Origin of the sequence: Microbacterium sp. Root53 (genome assembly GCF_001426925.1) — a bacterium.
GTDB lineage: Bacteria > Actinomycetota > Actinomycetes > Actinomycetales > Microbacteriaceae > Microbacterium.
This window is the reverse complement of record NZ_LMFR01000002.1, coordinates 70960-87897: the sequence shown is the minus strand read 5'-3', so window position 1 is coordinate 87897 and position 16938 is coordinate 70960. Positions and strand designations below refer to the sequence as shown.

General features: G+C 71.3%; 15 protein-coding genes and 5 tRNA genes. 12 read left to right on the top strand and 8 right to left on the bottom strand.

Annotated elements, in window-relative coordinates:
• Positions 1–175: 175 nt before the first annotated feature.
• The 4 genes from ASD19_RS02235 to ASD19_RS02220 form a co-directional block, all read right to left on the bottom strand.
• Positions 176–2317, bottom strand: a complete 2142-nt coding sequence (locus tag ASD19_RS02235) for a 3-hydroxyacyl-CoA dehydrogenase NAD-binding domain-containing protein (RefSeq protein WP_055988394.1) — start codon at positions 2315–2317, stop codon at positions 176–178.
• 8 nt (positions 2318–2325) lie between these two features.
• Positions 2326–3537 (bottom strand): thiolase family protein, encoded by a 1212-nt coding sequence (locus ASD19_RS02230; RefSeq protein WP_055988391.1) that lies wholly within the window; start codon positions 3535–3537, stop codon positions 2326–2328.
• Positions 3538–3612: 75 nt separating this feature from the next.
• Positions 3613–4815 (bottom strand): HRDC domain-containing protein, encoded by a 1203-nt coding sequence (locus tag ASD19_RS02225; RefSeq protein WP_055988390.1) that lies wholly within the window; start codon positions 4813–4815, stop codon positions 3613–3615.
• Positions 4808–5389, bottom strand: coding sequence for a DUF3000 domain-containing protein (locus ASD19_RS02220; RefSeq protein WP_055988387.1), 582 nt, complete (start codon positions 5387–5389; stop codon positions 4808–4810). Before ASD19_RS02220 ends, ASD19_RS02225 begins: the two co-directional genes overlap by 8 nt.
• A gap of 25 nt (positions 5390–5414) precedes the next feature.
• Here ASD19_RS02220 and ASD19_RS02215 point away from each other — a divergent pair, with 25 nt between their 5' ends.
• A complete protein-coding gene (locus ASD19_RS02215; protein ID WP_055988385.1) occupies positions 5415–6602 on the top strand; it encodes an alpha/beta hydrolase family protein in 1188 nt (395 codons plus the stop codon).
• 21 nt (positions 6603–6623) lie between these two features.
• On the opposite strand, the gene ASD19_RS02210 is transcribed toward ASD19_RS02215, so the two are convergent.
• Together ASD19_RS02210 and ASD19_RS02205 are read right to left on the bottom strand one after the other, a co-directional pair.
• A complete protein-coding gene (locus tag ASD19_RS02210) occupies positions 6624–7067 on the bottom strand; it encodes a SufE family protein (protein ID WP_134745038.1) in 444 nt (147 codons plus the stop codon).
• Positions 7068–7100: 33 nt separating this feature from the next.
• The gene (locus ASD19_RS02205; RefSeq protein ID WP_055988383.1) at positions 7101–8000 is read right to left on the bottom strand and encodes a sulfurtransferase; all 900 of its coding nucleotides are present in this window, start codon (positions 7998–8000) and stop codon (positions 7101–7103) included.
• A 162-nt stretch (positions 8001–8162) separates the two neighbouring features.
• On the opposite strand from ASD19_RS02205, the gene zapE reads away from it, so the two are divergent.
• From zapE to ASD19_RS02185, 4 genes are all read left to right on the top strand, one after another.
• Complete coding sequence (zapE, locus tag ASD19_RS02200) at positions 8163–9182, top strand: cell division protein ZapE (RefSeq protein ID WP_055988381.1); 1020 nt, start codon at positions 8163–8165, stop codon at positions 9180–9182.
• A 252-nt stretch (positions 9183–9434) separates the two neighbouring features.
• Positions 9435–10661, top strand: a complete 1227-nt coding sequence (locus ASD19_RS02195) for an ammonium transporter (RefSeq protein WP_055988379.1) — start codon at positions 9435–9437, stop codon at positions 10659–10661.
• Positions 10662–10793: 132 nt separating this feature from the next.
• Positions 10794–11378: a type II toxin-antitoxin system PemK/MazF family toxin gene (locus ASD19_RS02190; protein ID WP_055988377.1), complete on the top strand. Its 585-nt coding sequence runs from the start codon at positions 10794–10796 to the stop codon at positions 11376–11378.
• Between the two features lie 102 nt (positions 11379–11480).
• Positions 11481–11553: transfer RNA gene (locus tag ASD19_RS02185), tRNA-Val, on the top strand.
• 50 nt (positions 11554–11603) lie between these two features.
• Here the strand turns inward: ASD19_RS02185 and ASD19_RS02180 are convergent.
• Entirely contained in the window at positions 11604–11792 is a 189-nt protein-coding gene (locus ASD19_RS02180; RefSeq protein ID WP_055988375.1) for a hypothetical protein, read from the bottom strand.
• Positions 11793–11956: 164 nt separating this feature from the next.
• Here ASD19_RS02180 and ASD19_RS02175 point away from each other — a divergent pair.
• From ASD19_RS02175 to ASD19_RS02145, 7 genes are all read left to right on the top strand, one after another.
• A tRNA-Gly gene (locus tag ASD19_RS02175) sits at positions 11957–12029 on the top strand.
• A 52-nt stretch (positions 12030–12081) separates the two neighbouring features.
• Positions 12082–12152: transfer RNA gene (locus tag ASD19_RS02170), tRNA-Cys, on the top strand.
• A 28-nt stretch (positions 12153–12180) separates the two neighbouring features.
• Positions 12181–12252, top strand: a tRNA-Val gene (locus ASD19_RS02165).
• A gap of 25 nt (positions 12253–12277) precedes the next feature.
• A tRNA-Gly gene (locus ASD19_RS02160) sits at positions 12278–12353 on the top strand.
• Positions 12354–12417: 64 nt separating this feature from the next.
• Positions 12418–12795 (top strand): ankyrin repeat domain-containing protein, encoded by a 378-nt coding sequence (locus ASD19_RS02155; protein WP_055988373.1) that lies wholly within the window; start codon positions 12418–12420, stop codon positions 12793–12795.
• A gap of 46 nt (positions 12796–12841) precedes the next feature.
• Positions 12842–14818: a threonine--tRNA ligase gene (gene thrS / locus ASD19_RS02150; RefSeq protein ID WP_055988371.1), complete on the top strand. Its 1977-nt coding sequence runs from the start codon at positions 12842–12844 to the stop codon at positions 14816–14818.
• Entirely contained in the window at positions 14815–15393 is a 579-nt protein-coding gene (locus ASD19_RS02145) for an HIT family protein (protein ID WP_055988369.1), read from the top strand. The genes thrS and ASD19_RS02145 overlap by 4 nt, the downstream gene beginning before the upstream one ends.
• Before the next feature lie 170 nt (positions 15394–15563).
• On the opposite strand, the gene ASD19_RS02140 is transcribed toward ASD19_RS02145, so the two are convergent.
• The gene (locus ASD19_RS02140; protein ID WP_055988367.1) at positions 15564–16895 is read right to left on the bottom strand and encodes an aminotransferase class I/II-fold pyridoxal phosphate-dependent enzyme; all 1332 of its coding nucleotides are present in this window, start codon (positions 16893–16895) and stop codon (positions 15564–15566) included.
• Positions 16896–16938: the final 43 nt, after the last annotated feature.

Sequence of the window (16938 nt, the reverse complement as noted above, 5' to 3'; positions counted from 1 at the left end):
CGCCACAGCCTAGGAAGAACGTGTCCGCGCGCGAGCGCAGGAGACGCGCTGTTACGGACCGAGTCGCGATGTTACGACGCGCCGCGTGTCGCGTCGCGGCGCGCATGACATGCGGTCGGCGGGTCCGTATCATGACGAGGCGCCGGACCCGTGGGATCCGGCGCCTCGTCGGTCATCAGCGGTTCGCCGCGCCGCGCAGCGGCGGCGTGTGGAACGTCGCGCCGTTTGCGCGCTCGGACGCGCCCGAGCGGTCCAGGTAGGCCGAGGCGCCGCCGTCGATGAACGGCCAGCCGGCGCCGAGGATCAGGCAGAGGTCGATGTCCTCGACCTCGGGGACGACGCCCTCGTCGAGCATGAGCCGGATCTCGCTCGCGAGGCCGTCCTCGACGCGTCCCAGGATCTCCGCCTCGGCGGCGGGGCTCTTCCCGGTCACGAGCGTCTTCTGCGCCTGCTTGGTCCAGCCCGTCACGCGGCCGTTCCTGTCCTTCTCCACGACCTGGTCGAGCTCGGCGAGGCGATGGAGGTTCTCGGACGCGAAGAACCGGTCGGGGAAGTGGCGCACCATGGTGTCCTGGACGTGCGCCGCGACCTTCCAGCCGACCAGGTCGATCAGCTGGAACGGGGTCATCGGAAGCCCGAGCGGCGCGAACGCCTTCTCGACCGTGAGCAGCGGCGTGCCCTCGTCGACCGCGCGCGCGGCCTCGCCCATGACCTTCGCCAGCAGCCGGTTGACCACGAAGCCGGGTGCGTCGGCCGTGAGGACGGCGTTCTTGCGGAGGTTCTTCGCCACCACGAACGCGGTGGACAGCGCCACGTCGCTGGACTGCGGCGTCTTCACGATCTCGATCAGGGGCATGACCGCGACCGGGTTGAAGAAGTGGAAGCCCACGAGCCGCTCGGGGTTCGCGAGGACCGAGCCGATCTCCTCGACCGACAGCGACGACGTGTTGGTCGCCAGGATCGCCTCGGGGGAGACGATCGCCTCGATCTCGCGGAACACCTGCTGCTTGACGCCGGTCTCCTCGAACACCGCCTCGATCACGAAGTCGCAGTCGGCGTACTCGGCCTTGTCGATCGTGCCGCGCACGAGCGCGCGCAGCCGGTTCCCGGTGTCGGCGTCGATGCGCCCCTTGGCCTCGAGCGCGGCGATCTCGTCGCGGATGTACGCGAGGCCCTTGTCGACCCGAGCCTGGTCGATGTCCGTGATGAGCACGGGCACCTGCAGGCGCCGAGCGAAGAGCAGGGCGAACTGGCCGGCCATGAGGCCGGCGCCGATCACGCCGACCTTGGTGACCTTGCGCGCCAGCTCCTTGTCGGGTGCGCCGACCGGGCGCTTCGCCCGCTTCTGCACGAGATCGAACGCGTACATCGACGCCACGAACTGGTCGCCCGAGATCAGCTCGGCGAGAGCCTCGTCCTCGCGCTCGAAGCCCTCCTCGATCGAGCCGGAGCGCGCCTTGTCCATGAGCTCGAGCGCCAGGTACGGCGCGCGCGGCACCGTCCCGATCCGGCTCTCGAGCATGCCGCGGGCGACCTTGATCGCGATCGGCCACTTGGTGAGCCGCTCGATCCTGCCCGGAGCGTTCTTCCGCTCGACCTCGATCTCACCCGAGAGCACGCCGTCGGCCCAGCGCAGCGAGTCCTCCAGGTACGCGGCGGGCCCGAAGACCGCGTCGAACATCCCCAGCTCATAGGCCTGCTGGGGCTTGAGGGTCCGGTTCTGCTTGAGCGGGTTGGAGATGATCACCTCGAGCGCGTTCTCGATGCCGATCAGGTTCGGCAGCAGCGTGACGCCGCCCCATCCGGGCACCAGGCCGAGGAAGACCTCGGGCAGCGCGATCGCCGCCGCCGACGAGTCGACCGTGCGGTACGTCGAGTTCAGGGCGATCTCGACCGCGCCGCCGAGCGCGAGGCCGTTCACGAACGAGAACGACGGCACGCCCAGCTTCGACAGCCGGCCGAGGACGTGGTGCCCGAGCTGGGCGATCAGCCGCGCGACGTCCTTCGAGGGGAGGTCGCCGACCCCGGAGAGGTCGGCGCCCGCGGCGAAGATGTACGGCTTGCCGGTCACGGCCACCGCGTCGATCTCACCCGCGGCCGCGCGCTCCTTGAGCTCGTCGAGCCGTTCGCCGAGCTCGAGGAGGGTCGCGGGGCCCAGCGTGTTCGGGCGCGTGTGGTCCTTCCCGTTGTGCAGGGTGATGAGCGCGATGGTGCGGCCGCTCGGGAGCTTCACGTCGCTCACGAGCGAATGGGTGACGACCTCGTCGGCCGTGAGCTGCCGGAGGGGGGAGAAGTCGATGGTGGTGTAGTCGGTCACTGCAGGGCTCACTTCTGCTTCTTCTTCTTGCCGGTGTAGTGCGGGTTCTCCCAGATGACGGTGCCGCCCTGGCCCAGGCCGACGCACATCGCCGTCAGCCCGTAGTGGACCTCGGGGTGCTCCGCGAACTGCGCCGCGAGCTGGATCATGAGGCGCACGCCGGACGCCGCGAGGGGATGCCCGACGGCGATCGCGCCGCCCCAGGGGTTCACGCGCGGGTCGTCGTCGGCGATGCCGAAGTGGTCCAGGAGCGAGAGCACCTGGATGGCGAAGGCCTCGTTGAGCTCGAACAGGCCGATGTCGTCGATCGTGAGGCCGGCCTTGGCGAGCGCCTTCTCGGTCGAGGGGATCGGGCCGATGCCCATGATCTCGGGCTCGACGCCCGCGAACGCGAACGACACCAGCTTCATCTTCGGGGCGAGGCCGAACTCCTTCACGGCCGCGCCGCTCGCCAGCAGGCTCACGGTCGCGCCGTCCGTGAGCGGCGACGACGTACCGGCCGTGACGCGCCCGTGCGGGCGGAACGGCGTCTTGAGCGTCGCGAGCCCCTCCATCGTCGTCTCTGGGCGGCGGCCCTCGTCCTCGGTCGCCAGGCCCCACTGTCCGTCGGGGCCGATCACGGCGACCGGCACCAGGTCGGGCTGGATCTTCCCGGCCTCGTAGGCAGCCTGCAGCTTGTGCTGGCTGAGCATGCCGTAGCGGTCCGCCCGCTCCTTGGTCAGGTGCGGGAACCGGTCGTGGATGCGCTCGGCGGTGACACCCATGTTGAGCGCGCCGCTGTCGACGATGCGCTCCGCCACGAAGCGGGGGTTCGGGTCGGAGTTCGAGCCGATGGGGTGGCGCCCCATGTGCTCGACGCCGCCCGCGATGGCGACGTCGTACATGCCGACGCCGATCGACGCGGCCATGGTCGTCACGCTCGTCATGGCGCCCGCGCACATGCGCTCGACCGCCAGGCCGGGCACGGTCTGCGGAAGCCCCGCGAGGATCGCGGCGGTGCGCCCCAGCGTCAGGCCCTGGTCGCCCGTCTGCGAGGTCGCGGCGATCGCGACGTCGTCGATCCGGTCCTTCGGGATCTCCGCATTGCGCTCGATGAGACCCTTCATCGCCTTGACGACGAGGTCATCCGCACGCGTGTTCCAGTACATGCCTTTCTCGCCGGCGCGCCCGAACGGGGTCCGCGTGCCGTCGACGAAATAGACATCAGAGAGCTCGGCCACTCTGCCTCCCAGTGTTGATTGCTGTTCAGCCTAGGGAGCGGCCCGGTGCGCCTGGAACCGGTTGGCCAGGATCGACTAACGCGCTTCGACGGCGTCGTCGGGGGATTGAACGGCCCGCACAAACGCCTCCGCGATCAGCTCCGCGGTCTGCTCGATCTGCCACTCGCGGGCGCCGAGCGCGCGCAGCGCCCCGGCGATCGCGGCGGCATCGGCGGGCGCGGGCGGCTCCCACGCCACGCGGCGGAGCGTATCCGGCGTGAGCAGGTTCTCGGTGGGCATCGACAGCGCGGCGGCGCGCTCCTCGACCGCGGGACGCGCCTGCTTGAGGCGCGCGTCCGCCTCGGGATTGCGGTCGGCCCACGCCCGCGGCGGCGGCAGCGTGTCGCTCGGCACGCGCTCGACCGGGAGGTCTCCGCTCTCGCGCCCGGCGACGATCGCGTTCCACCAGCGGTCGAGCTGCGTCCGGCTCGCGCGGCCGTTGAACGCCTTGAGCGCGGCCAGCTCGCTCTTGGAGCCGGGCGCGGCCATCACCGCGGCGACCAGCGCGCGGTCCGGAACCAGGCGGCCGGGGGAGACGTCCTGCTGCTGCGCGTACTCCTCGCGGGCGAGCCAGAGCTGGCGCGCGATCGCGAGGTTGCGGCGCCCGCGCACCGTGTGCAGGCCGCTCAGCCGGCGCCACGGCTCCGCGCGGGGCGGCTTGGGCTCGCGGTGCAGCGTGGCGTCGAACTCCTGGGCCGCGAACTCGGTCTTGCGGGCCTCCGCGAGCGCCGCCACGAGCGCGTCGCGGACGTCGACGAGGTGCTCCACGTCGAGCGCCGCGTACTCGAGCCACGCCTGGGGGAGGGGGCGCGTCGACCAGTCGGCCGCCGAGTGCTCCTTCTTGAGCGAGATCCCGAGCGTGGCCTCCACGACCGCCGCGAGGCCCACGCGCTCCCAGCCGAGGAGGCGCGCCGCCAGCTCGGTGTCGAAGATCCGGGCCGGAACCAGGTCGAGCTCGCGCAGGGAGGGCAGATCCTGGCTGGCCGCGTGGAGCACCCACTCCTCGCCGCCGATCGCCTCCTGGAGCGGGGCCAGGTCGTCGAGCGCCGGCGGGTCGAACAGGAAGACGCCGGCGCCGCGACGGAACACCTGCACGAGGTAGGCCCGCTGCGAGTAGCGGAAGCCCGAGGCGCGCTCCACGTCCACGGCGACGGGACCCTCGCCGGCTGACAGCGCCCGGCTCGCGGCCGCGAGCTCCTCCGGGGTGTCGATGACGTCGTAGTGCGCGGCCTCAGCCATGCAGGTTCCTCCGCTCTCCGAGGACCGCGATGCCCTCCGACCCGGGCGGGAGACCCGCCAGCATGCAGACCAGCTCGGCCCACGCCTCCACGTGCGCGCCGAACGGGCCGTCGGGCGTCCACGACGCGCGCAGCTCGATCTGGGCGCCATCGCCCTCGTCGGCCAGCGAGCCGAAGCCCTTGGACAGGATCTTGGTGGCCGTGCCCGAGGCGGAGTGGTACTGCGCGTGACGGGAGTCCAGCGCGTCGACCAGCCACGACCAGGCGACGTCGGCGAGCAGGGGATCGGTGCCGATCTCGGGCTCCAGCGGAGCCTGCGCGAACGCCACGATGCGCCAGGCGCCACCCCAGGCGTCGGGTTCGGCCGGGTCGTGCAGCAGGATGAAGCGGCCGGTGCCGTACGGCGACTCGCCCTCGGCGGTCGGCCGGACGTCGCCCGCGAGCGCGAGGCTGAACGGCGCGACGCCCTGCGGCGACGGGATCTCGCGCACCACGAAGTCGCTGCGGAACGTCGACGCGCGCAGCTGCTCCTCGGCCGCGGCGAACGCCGCCGGGGCGCCTCCTTCTCCACTCACGACGTCAGATTAGAGTGGGAGGGTCATGAAGCACCTCAGGCGCGCCGCTTCCCCAGCCGCCGCATCGGCGCTCGTCTCGATGGTGGGCCTCGGAGTGCTGTTCACAGGCGTCGCGACGGCGCTGAGCGTGCGGATCGCCGACGTGGCGCGCAAGGTCGTGACCCCGGCTCCCCGCGTCGCCGACGTCGAGATCGTGGGCATCGACCGCGCGGCCCAGACCATCACGCTCTCGCACACTCCCGACACGGTGCTGCCGGGGCGGTACGGGGTGTTCACGAACGGCGCGGGCTACGTGAAGGTGGGGGCGGTCCTCGCGCTCGACGACCGCGGTGTGACGCGCAAGCTGCTCAGCCACATCGCGGCCGGGACCAAGGTCGGCCCGTACGCGTCGTTCAGCGGCTGGTACTTCGACGCGCCGGAGCAGCTGCACCTTCCGTACACCGAGGAGTGGGTCGACACCCCCGTCGGCCACGCGCCGGCGTGGCTGTTCTCCGCCGGACGCGGCGACGTGTGGGCCGTGATCGTCCACGGCCGAGGCACCACGCGTGCCGAGGGCCTGCGCGCCGTGCCGGTCTTCCACGCGGCGGGGATCTCGTCGCTCGTCGTCTCGTACCGCAACGACGGCGAGGCGCCGCCGAGCCGCACGGGCAAGTACGGACTCGGGGCGCGGGAGTGGCGCGACGTGGACGCCGCGATCGGCTGGGCGCGCGAGCACGGCGCACGGCGCATCGTGCTCATGGGGTGGTCGATGGGCGGCGCGATCGCGCTGCAGACCTCGGTCAACTCCGCGCACCGCGACGTGCTCGAGGGGCTCATCCTCGAGTCGCCGGTCGTGGACTGGCGTCTGGTGCTCCGCTACCACGCCCGGGAGCTGGGCGTGCCGCCGTTCGCCGCGACCGCCGCCATCGGCACGCTGTCCACGCCGCTCACGGCCCGCGTCGTCCGTGCCGGTCGCGGGATCCCGTTCGACGAGCTCGACATGGTCGCGCGCGCGGGCGAGCTGGACGTGCCGATCCTGCTCATGCACAGCGACGACGACGGCTACGTGCCGTCCGACGCCTCGCACGCGCTCGCTGCGGCGCGCCCCGACCTTGTCACGATGGAGACGTTCGAGGTCGCGCGGCACACGAAGCTCTGGAACTACGACGAGCGACGCTGGACCACCGCGATCCGCGACTGGCTGGCCGCGCGCGGACTCGGCACCACCCGCTGAGCGCCGGCCGGATCGACGCGCTCAGCGCGCGTCGAGGCGTGCCTGGACCTGCCGCTTGGCTCGCATCAGCATCCCGGTCATGCCCGCGATGCGCAGCGGCGAGACCGCGCGCGTGAGCCCGAGGGACTGTGGATAGTCACCCGGCACGGCGAGCACCTCCTGGGCCGTGAGCCCGCTGATGCCCTGCGCCAGGATGCTCGCGAACCCGCGGGTCGTGGGCGCCTCGGCGGGGGCCAGGGCGTGCATGGTCACGGTGTCGTCCTGCGCGACCTCCACCACGATGTACACGGGCGACTGACATTCCGCCACGCGCTCCGTGAGCTCCGGATGGTCGCGGTACTCCTCGGGCGCCTCCGGGAGCTCGCGCGAGAACTCCAGCAGAAGCTGAAGTCGCTCGGGCTCGTCCAGCTCGAGGAACTCGTCGCGGATCTCGGCGAGCGGCGCGGGGAGAGACTCGGGCATCATCTCCCCATCCTCCCATCGGCGCGCGCGGCGGGGTCAGCCCGCGGGCGCCTCCCCGGGCTCGGCGCCCGTCACGATCGGCACGCGCACGGCCGAGCCCCACTCGGTCCATGAGCCGTCGTAGTTGCGGACCTTCTCGAAACCCAGGAGGTGCTTCAGCACGAACCACGTGTGGCTCGAGCGCTCGCCGATGCGGCAGTAGGCGACGATGTCGTCGCCGTCGCGCAGCCCGACCTCGTCGCGGTACAGCGCCTCGAGCTCCGCGCGGGGCTTGAAGCCGCCGTCCTCGCCGACCGCGCGGGCCCACGGCACGTTGCGGGCCGTCGGGATGTGGCCGGCGCGCAGAGCGCCCTCCTCGGGGTAGGCCGGGGCCGTGGTGCGCGCGCCCGTGTACTCCTCGGGGGACCGGACGTCGATCAGCGGGCTCCCGAGGTGGACCAGGACGTCCTCCTTGTACGCGCGCAGCACGGAGTCGTCGCGCTCGACCACCGGGTACTCGGTCGCGGGTCGCGCGGCCGGCTCGGTCGTCAGGGGACGGCCCTCGGCGATCCAGCGGTCGCGCCCGCCGTCCATCAGCCGCACGTCCTCGTGGCCGAACAGCGAGAAGACCCACAGGGCGTACGCGGCCCACCAGTTGCTCTTGTCCCCGTAGATCACGACCGTGTCGTCGCGGGAGATCCCCTTGGCGCTCAGCAGCCGGGCGAAGCCCTCGCCGTCGACGTAATCGCGCACGACGGGGTCGTTCAGCTCGGTGTGCCAGTCGATCTTCACGGCGCCGGGGATGTGGCCGGTCTCGTACAGCAGCACGTCCTCGTCCGACTCGACGACGACCAGGCCCGGCGCGCCCAGGTGCTCCGCGACCCACGCGGTCGAGACCAGGCGGCCGGGCTCGGCGTAGTCGGCGAAGGCGGGGGAGGGGTCGAACTCGACGCTCACGTGTGCTCCTGGGATGTCGGTGGTGCGATGCCGGGCGGTGGGAGGCCGGATGGGCCGCGGGGCGACGCGCGATTAGGCTGTTCACGCCCCTGTTCCGAGGGTAGGCGCCCCCGCGCGGGCGCGCATCGGGGCCCCGGCAGCGCGCGTAACGATCGGAAATCCATGACCTCCACCGCGACCGGCATCGTTCACCTCACCGAGCGTCAGCCGCAGCTCAGCGGCGAGGAGATGCTGGCGAGCCTCGTGCCGCCGCCGCAGTTCGACGACGCGACTTTCGACACGTACCGCGCGGATCCGTCGTATCCGTCCCAGCAGGAGGCGAAGGAGCTGCTCACGACCTTCGCGGTGGGCGCCCCGCCCGCCAAGCGGGGTGGGCTGTTCTCGCGCCGGCCGAAGACGCCCGAGATGAAGCCGGGCGTGTACCTCGACGGCGGGTTCGGCGTCGGCAAGACGCACCTGCTCGCGTCGATCTACCACGCGGTGCCCGCCCGCCGGAAGTACTTCGGCTCGTTCATCGAGTACACCGCCCTCGTGGGGGCCCTCGGGTACCGGCAGACCGTGGACCTCCTGCAGGGCTCCGCGCTGCTGTGCATCGACGAGTTCGAGCTGGACGACCCGGGCGACACCATGGTCATGACGCGGCTGCTCGGCGAGCTCGTGAAGGGCGGCACGCGCCTCGCGGCCACGAGCAACACTCCGCCGAACGCGCTCGGGGAGGGGCGCTTCGCCGCGCAGGACTTCCTGCGCGAGATCCACGCGATGGCCGACAGCTTCCAGACCATCCGCATCGACGGCGTGGACTTCCGCCAGCGTTCGCTGTCCGGGCACGCGCCCGTCCTGGACGAGGCGGCGTACGAGGCGGCGCTGGCAGCCTTCGGCACGGCCAGCGACGACGGGTTCGACGCCCTCATCTCCCATCTCGCGCGCGTGCACCCTTCGCGGTACATCCGCCTGATCGACGGGGTCGACGCCATCGGGCTGCGCGACGTGCGCCAGCTCACGGACCAGTCGGAGGCGCTGCGCTTCGTGGCGTTCGTCGACCGCGTCTACGACGCCGAGCTGCCGGTCCGCGCGACCGGCCTGTCGCTCGACCAGGTGTTCGGCGACGACATGCTCGCAGGCGGCTACCGGAAGAAGTACCTGCGGGCGATCTCCCGCCTCGTCGCCTCGACGCACGCCTGACGCGCCGACCGTCCTCCTTCGAACGCCCCACGCGCGGCTCACGGCCGCACGTGGGGCGTTTCGCGACGCATCTGGGTGGATTCGCGCTGTCAGGAAACGCGATGTTTACCTGACGCATCGCGGCGTAACACCCAGGAAACACGCTGAGCACCCACCGGGAAACGGGTGCTCGGGAGACTTGGCGCACCCGAATGGCGGATCCGCACGCGGTCAGACCGGACGGACCTGCAATCCAACACATGAGAGGTAGTGATGGAACTCACCCCGTCAAGCATCTGGATCGTCGCCAGTGCGGCGCTCGTGCTGTTCATGACCCCGGGCCTTGCGTTCTTCTACGGCGGACTCGTCAAGGCCAAGAGCGTCATCAGCATGATCATGATGAGCTTCGGATCGATCGCCCTCATCGGCGTGCTGTGGATCCTCTACGGCTACATGATCTACACCGGCGCGGGCGGTGACGGCGAGTACTTCGAGGGCGCCGCCGTGCTGATCCCCGGCTTCGCCGGCAACCCGTTCGCCGGCTTCGGCCTGACCGCCCCCGGCATCGACCTGATCGACGTGGCGTTCGGTTCGACGTTCGCGATCATCACCGTGGCCCTGATCTCGGGCGCGATCGCCGACCGTGCGAAGTTCGGCGCGTGGCTGGTCTTCGCCGGCGTCTGGGCGACGCTGTCGTACTTCCCCGTCGCCGGCTGGGTGTGGGGCGGCGGCTGGATCCAGTCCTGGACCATCGGCGACTACGCGGTCATCGACCTCGCGGGCGGCACCGCGGTGCACATCAACGCGGGTGCCGCGGCCCTTGCCCTCGCTCTCGTGCTCGGCAAGCGCATCGGCTTCCAGAAGGGCATCCACCAGCCCCACAACGTCCCGTTCGTGGTGCTGGGCGCCTCGATCCTGTGGTTCGGATGGTTCGGCTTCAACACCGGCCTCTCCGGCGACCAGGAGGGCCTGGGCCTGAGCTTCCTCAACACGATCGGCGCTCCGGCTGCCGCCGTGCTGGGCTGGCTGATCGTCGAGAAGCTCAAGGACGGCAAGGCCACCTCGGTCGGCGCCGCCTCGGGCGCCGTCGCGGGTCTTGTCGCCATCACGCCGGCGGCCGGCAACCTGACGCCGGGCTGGGCCCTGGTCCTCGGCGCGATCGCGGGTGCCGTGGCCGCCCTGGCCATCGAGCTGAAGTGGAAGCTCGGCTACGACGACTCGCTGGACGTGGTAGGCATCCACCTCGTCGCGGGCCTCATCGGCACGATCTTCCTCGGCTTCGCCGCCACGGACGCGGGCCTGTTCTACACGGGAGACTTCTCGCAGCTGGTCCTGCAGACCGTCAGCGCGGTCGCTGTGGCGCTGTACTCCTTCGTCATCGCCTTCGCGGTCGGCTTCGCGATCGAGAAGACGATCGGCTTCCGCGTGAAGAACGAGGACGAGCTCGCCGGTGTCGACACCGTCGTGCACGGCGAGACGGGCTACACGCTCGCAAACTGACCCCACCACCGGTGCCCCCAGCACCGGGAGACCCCACCGAGCGGAGGGCGTCGCGGCTTCGGCCGCGGCGCCCTCCGTGTGTTGCGGCGCCACGCGAGGATCGGCCCCCGGCCCGGCCGATAGGCTCGGGCCATGGCACGACAGAGCTTCCTCGGCACGCTCGCGAAGCTGGCGCTCGGCGCGCTGGAGACGGCGACCCGCCGGCCGAGGCGGGGGCGCGACGACGGCCTCCGCGGCCCGCGGCCCGGATCGCGCGGCGAGTCGGGCGGCCTCGGCGACGCGCGTGCGGACGCGGCCCCGAGCGGCATCCAGACCGTGGAGCTGCGACCGGAGGACGTCCCCCGACTGCGGCTGTCCTACGCGCCCCAGCACGACGGCGAGGCCGACGCCGGCGAGGTGGTGTGGACCTGGGTGCCGTACGCCGAGAACGACGGCCGGGGCAAGGACCGCCCGGTCCTGCTGATCGCCCGCCACGGCGCCGATCGCCACTACGCGGTCAAGCTCACCAGCAAGTCGAAGGACGGGGATCGCGAGTTCCTGCCGCTCGGCTCGGGACCCTGGGATCCGGCCGGCCGGGAGTCCTGGGTCGATCTCGACCAGCTGTACAGCGTGCACGCCGACGGCATGCGCCGCGAGGCGGCGGCTCTCGATCTCGACCGCTTCACGCGCGTCGCGGCCGCGCTGCAGCGGCGCTACGGATGGGGCGCGGGGAGCTGACGCGCGGCGCGCGCCACGCCCGGTGCGGGCGCGGTTCGGACGCGCAGGCAGGATCGGGTAGTATGACTTCTCGGCCCGCAAGGCCGAGGAACTGAACAGCACGGGCGATTGGCGCAGTTGGTAGCGCGCTTCCTTCACACGGAAGAGGTCATCAGTTCGAGTCTGGTATCGCCCACCGCAGAGAGCCCCCGGCACGCCGGGGGCTCTCGCCGTCTCCGGCGACGGTCAGGCCTCGGGATCCTCCGTGGGGTCGCCGGGTCGCACCGGGGCGTCGTCGGCGATGTCGATGCGCTTCACTCCGTCGTGCTCGGAGACCTCGATGCGGGGCCGCGCGTCGTCCTCGGTCGCGCCCGGGGCGGAGGTCAGCTGGTCGTGGCGCTTCTCTTCCGGGGTCATGTCGTCCGTGGTTCCCATGGGCTCGAGGCTAGGCGTGGCCGCCGCCGCGGGGGAGCGGCTTGACACGGCGCCCCTGCCGTCGGCGGGCAGCCGCCGGACACGCCCGGACACCGGTGCTGGTTTGGCTCTGCCGCCGTCGTCGGCTAGTGTGTAACAAGTGCCCGGTGCGAATCGGGGGCGATGCGGATGTAGCGCAGTTGGTAGCGCATCACCTTGCCAAGGTGAGGGTCGCGAGTTCGAGTCTCGTCATCCGCTCGAGTGCCTGGATCTCCCCGGAGATCCAGGCATGCGGGTTTCGATCCCCCGCGGTGGCGTGGCCGAGAGGCGAGGCACCGGCCTGCAAAGCCGTTTACACGGGTTCGAATCCCGTCGCCACCTCGTCATAATTGAATACAGCTCTTGATGAGCGCGATTGGCGCAGCGGTAGCGCGCTTCCCTGACACGGAAGAGGTCACTGGTTCGATCCCAGTATCGCGCACGAGCGGATCCCGTATCCGGCTCATGCGGATGTAGCGCAGTTGGTAGCGCATCACCTTGCCAAGGTGAGGGTCGCGAGTTCGAGTCTCGTCATCCGCTCCACTCCGAAGCCCGGCGGCCCTCAGGCCCCGGGCTTCTCCGCATCCGGGGATGGTTGACTGAGGGCATGACGGATGAGATGCCGGCCGACGTCGCCGAGTTCGCCGACCGCCTGTTCGACATGGCGCGCACGGGTCAGTCCGCGCGGCTGCTCGATCGCATCGACTCCGGGGTGCCGGTCGATCTCGCGGACGCGCAGGGATCGACGCTGCTCATGCTCGCCGCGTACCACGGGCACGCCGAGCTGGTCGCGGCGCTCGCGGAGCGCGGCGCCGACGTGGACCGCGTGAGCGGCCGGGGGCAGACCCCGCTCGCCGGCGCGGTGTTCAAGCAGCACGACGACGTCATCCGCACGCTCCTGAAGGCGGGTGCCGACCCGGATGCCGGCAACCCGTCCGCCCGCGCCACCGCGCAGATGTTCGGGCGCACCCTGCCCGAGGTCTGAGGCCGCGTCGGCGGGGGAGCGCGCGACGGCGAACTAGGATTGACGGGTGACCACCGGATTCGATCTGCACCCCGAGAAGAACGTCGTCGCGATCCGCGTCGACGGTGAGCTGAAGGACCTCGCGACCGAGGTCACGGAGACGCAGACGGTCGAGCCGGTGACCATCGACAGCCCCGACGGGCTGAACATCCTGCGCCACTCGACCGCGCACGTGCTCGCGCAGGCCGTGCAGAAGCTGCGCCCCGGCGCGAAGCTCGGCATCGGCCCGTTCATCACCGACGGCTTCTACTACGACTTCGGCGTGGACGAGCCCTTCACGCCCGATGACCTGAAGGCGATCAAGAAGGAGATGCAGCGCATCGTCCGCGACGCGCAGCGCTTCCGCCGCCGCGCGGTCAGCGACGACGAGGCGCGCGCCGAGCTCGCCGACGAGCCGTTCAAGCTCGAGCTGATCGGGCTGAAGGGCGGCAAGAAGGAGGCCGCCGAGGGCGCCGGCGTCGAGGTCGGCGAGGGCGAGCTGACGATCTACGACAACATCGACGGCCGCACGGGCGAGACCGTCTGGAAGGACCTCTGCCGCGGGCCCCACGTGCCCTCCACGCGGATGGTCGGCAACGGCTGGGACATCCTGCGCGTCGCCGGCGCCTACTGGCGCGGAAGCGAGAAGAACCCGCAGCTGCAGCGCATCTACGGCACGGCGTGGCCGTCGAAGGACGAGCTGCGCGCCTACCAGGAGCGTCTCGAGGAGGCCGCGCGCCGCGACCACCGCAAGCTCGGCAAGGAGCTCGACCTGTTCTCGTTCCCCGACGAGATCGGCTCCGGCCTGTCGGTGTGGCACCCCAAGGGCGGCATCGTCCGCGGCGAGATGGAGCAGCACGCACGCCGCCGCCACATGGCCGAGGGCTACAGCTACGTCTACACGCCGCACATCACGAAGAAGGACCTCTTCGTGACCTCGAACCACCTCGTGACCTACGCCGAGGGGATCTGGCCGCCGATCCGGATGGACGAGGAGCGCGACGAGCAGGGCAACGTCACCAAGCAGGGCGTCGACTACTACCTGAAGCCGATGAACTGCCCGATGCACATCCTGATCTACAAGGAGCGCGCCCGCAGCTACCGTGACCTGCCGCTGCGCCTGGCCGAGAACGGCACGGTGTACCGCAACGAGCTGTCCGGCGCGCTGCACGGGCTGACCCGCGTGCGCGGCTTCACGCAGGACGACGCGCACCTGTTCGTCACGCCCGAGCAGCTCGAGGCCGAGACCACGAAGGTCCTCGAGTTCGTGCTGTCGCTCCTGAAGGACTTCGGCCTCGACGACTTCCGCCTCGAGCTGTCGATGCGCGACGACGAGAAGGGCAAGTGGATCGGCGAGGAGGAGGTCTGGGCCACGGCGACCGACGCCCTGCGCCGCGTCGCGCTGAAGACGGGGCTCCACCTCGTGGAGGAGCCCGGCGAGGCCGCGTTCTACGGCCCCAAGATCGACCTCAAGGTGACCGACGCGATCGGGCGCTCGTGGCAGCTGTCGACCGTGCAGCTCGACTTCAACCTGCCCGAGCGCTTCGACCTCGAGTTCACCGACCGCGACGGATCCAAGCAGCGCCCCATCATGATCCACCGGGCCCTGTTCGGATCCATCGAGCGGTTCTTCGCGATCCTGCTCGAGCACTACGCGGGCGACTTCCCGCTCTGGCTCGCGCCCGTCCAGGTCATGGGCGTCCCCGTCGCGGGCGAGTACGCGGAGTACCTCGACGAGGCCGTGGCCCGGCTGCGCGCCGCCGGCGTACGCGCCGAGGTCGACCACTCGGACGACCGCATGCAGAAGAAGATCCGCACGCACACGACCTCCAAGGTGCCGCTGCTGCTGATCGCGGGCGAGCAGGACCGCGCCGCCGGCACGGTGTCGTTCCGCTTCCGCGACGGCTCGCAGCGCAACGGCGTGCCGCTCGACGAGGCGGTCGCGCTCGTGACCGGGGCGATCGCGCAGCACGCGCTCATCCAGACGGCAGAGGACCTGGTGTGACCGCGGAGGCGGGCGCCGAGGGGCACGTCCACGTGGACGGCCGCCTCGAGCACGCCTCCGACTTCAGCGGGGTGCCGGATCAGTTCCAGCGCCTGTGGACCCCGCATCGGATGGTGTACATCGCCGCCGGCGCGGACGTGAACCGCGGGTCGGGCTGCCCGTTCTGCGCGGCGCCCGGTAAGGACGACGAGGCCGGCCTGATCGTCCACCGCGGCCGCACGGCGTTCGTCCTGCTGAACCTGTTCCCGTACAACTCGGGCCACCTGCTCGTGTGCCCGTATCGCCACATCGGCATGTACGACGAGGCCACGCCGGAGGAGGTCGCCGAGATCGGCGAGCTGACGCAGACGGCCATGCGGGTGCTCAAGGAGGTCTCGCGCTGCGACGGCTTCAACATCGGCATGAACCAGGGTCACGTGGCGGGTGCGGGCGTCGAGGAGCACCTGCACCAGCACATCGTGCCCCGCTGGGCGAGCGACGCGAACTTCTTCCCGATCATCGCCCGCACCAAGGCCCTGCCGCAGCTGCTCGGCGATGTCCGTCGCACCCTGTTTGACGCCTGGCCGGTTTCCTGACTTCCTTGCTCGCGACGCTGGATGACGTGCGAGCGTAGCGAGCGTGGAGCGAAGCGACCCTGCGGGCGCGAAGCGCACGCCTCCGACGGAGCGGAGCGACGGCGTGTCGCTCGCCGAGCGGCATCCGCGAAGCGGGTGCCCGAGAGCGTGCGACGCGCGAGCGAAGCGAGCTAAAAGGAAGCTGTTCTTGATGCCGCCAGGTCTGATGCGAGGGTCTTCATCTCGTCGTCCGTGAGGTCGTGGACCGTGACGCGCAGGTGCTGCGACGGGGGAGCGTCCTCGCGGAGCTGGAACTCGTCACCCGTGCGGGCGAGCCAGCCGCGGCGCATGAGCTGCTCGGCGACGTCGCGCGCGGGCGCGCCCACCGGAATCCAGAGGCTCAGGCCGTCGCCCGCGCTCGCCTGGATCCCCTGCGCGGCGAGCAGCCGCGTGAACGTCTCGTTCCGCTCCGCGTAATGCGCGCCCGCGCGGTCGATCTGCGCCAGCACGTCCGGATCCGACAGCATGGCGTGCGACAGTCGCTGGAGCAGGTGGCTCACCCACGTCGTGCCGGGGCTCAGGCGCATGGCGAGCCGGCCGGCGGTCTTCGGGTCCGAGGCCGTCACGGCCAGGCACATGTCGGGCCCGATGAACTTCGACACCGAGCGCACGAGCGCCCAGCGACGGTGGCCCGGCCCCACGATCGAATGGAAGGGGCGGCGAGAGAGCAGCGAGAAGTAGTCGTCCTCGATCACGAGCACGTACGGATGATCCGCCAGCACGTCGCGCAGCTCGGCGGCGCGCCCGGCGGTGACCGCGGCCCCGGTGGGGTTCTGGGCGCGGGGCGTGCAGACCACGGCGCGCACGCCGTCCTCGAGCGCGGCGCGCAGGCCGTCCGGCGTCATGCCCTCGGCGTCGACCGGCACGGGCACCGCCCGGTAGCCGCCCAGGCGGACCGTGTGGATGCTCGCGAGAAAGCACGGATCCTCGAGCGCGACGGCGTCGTCGCGCATCAGCGCCTGGGCGAGCAGGCGCTCGATCGCGTCGACGGCGCCGCTTGTCACCGTGACGCGGAAGTCGTCCGACGGCGTGTCCGGCGCGAGCCAGCCGCGCGCCCACTCCTCGACGGCCTGGTCGATCACGGGCTCGCCGTACAGCACGGGACGTCCCGCGGCGGCCTGCAGCGCGCGCGAGAGATCCGGGATGAGCGCCGGATCAGGGTTGCCGGTGGCCACGTCCCGCAGCGCCGAGCCGGGGGAGTAGCCCTCCTGCGCCACGCGGGCGCCGCCCGCGACGCGCGTGCCGGCGCGGCCCTGCGACACCACGAGCCCGGACCGGGCGAGCAGCCGGTACGCGGCGACGGCGGTGTTCCGGTTGACGCCCAGTCGCTCCGCGAGCGCCCGCACCGGGGGCAGCGCGTCGCCCGGGGCGAGGGCGCCGCGCTCGACGAGCTCGCGCACGCTCGCGCCGATCTCGGCGGCCGTACCGCCGTGGATCTCGTCCGTGCCGGTGGGGGATGTCATCCCGTCGAGTCTATGGTCTGGATCGTGGTATTTTTTGGCCTAG

Excerpts from the sequence above, each read along its gene's own strand:
- ASD19_RS02225 (WP_055988390.1), bottom strand. The coding sequence starts at position 4,815 with ATGGCTGAGGCCGCGCACTACGACGTCATCGACACCCCGGAGGAGCTC.
- ASD19_RS02215 (WP_055988385.1), top strand. The coding sequence starts at position 5,415 with ATGAAGCACCTCAGGCGCGCCGCTTCCCCAGCCGCCGCATCGGCGCTC.
- ASD19_RS02210 (WP_134745038.1), bottom strand. The coding sequence starts at position 7,067 with ATGATGCCCGAGTCTCTCCCCGCGCCGCTCGCCGAGATCCGCGACGAG.
- zapE (WP_055988381.1), top strand. The coding sequence starts at position 8,163 with ATGACCTCCACCGCGACCGGCATCGTTCACCTCACCGAGCGTCAGCCG.
- ASD19_RS02195 (WP_055988379.1), top strand. The coding sequence starts at position 9,435 with ATGGAACTCACCCCGTCAAGCATCTGGATCGTCGCCAGTGCGGCGCTC.
- ASD19_RS02190 (WP_055988377.1), top strand. The coding sequence starts at position 10,794 with ATGGCACGACAGAGCTTCCTCGGCACGCTCGCGAAGCTGGCGCTCGGC.
- ASD19_RS02180 (WP_055988375.1), bottom strand. The coding sequence starts at position 11,792 with ATGGGAACCACGGACGACATGACCCCGGAAGAGAAGCGCCACGACCAG.
- ASD19_RS02155 (WP_055988373.1), top strand. The coding sequence starts at position 12,418 with ATGACGGATGAGATGCCGGCCGACGTCGCCGAGTTCGCCGACCGCCTG.
- ASD19_RS02140 (WP_055988367.1), bottom strand. The coding sequence starts at position 16,895 with ATGACATCCCCCACCGGCACGGACGAGATCCACGGCGGTACGGCCGCC.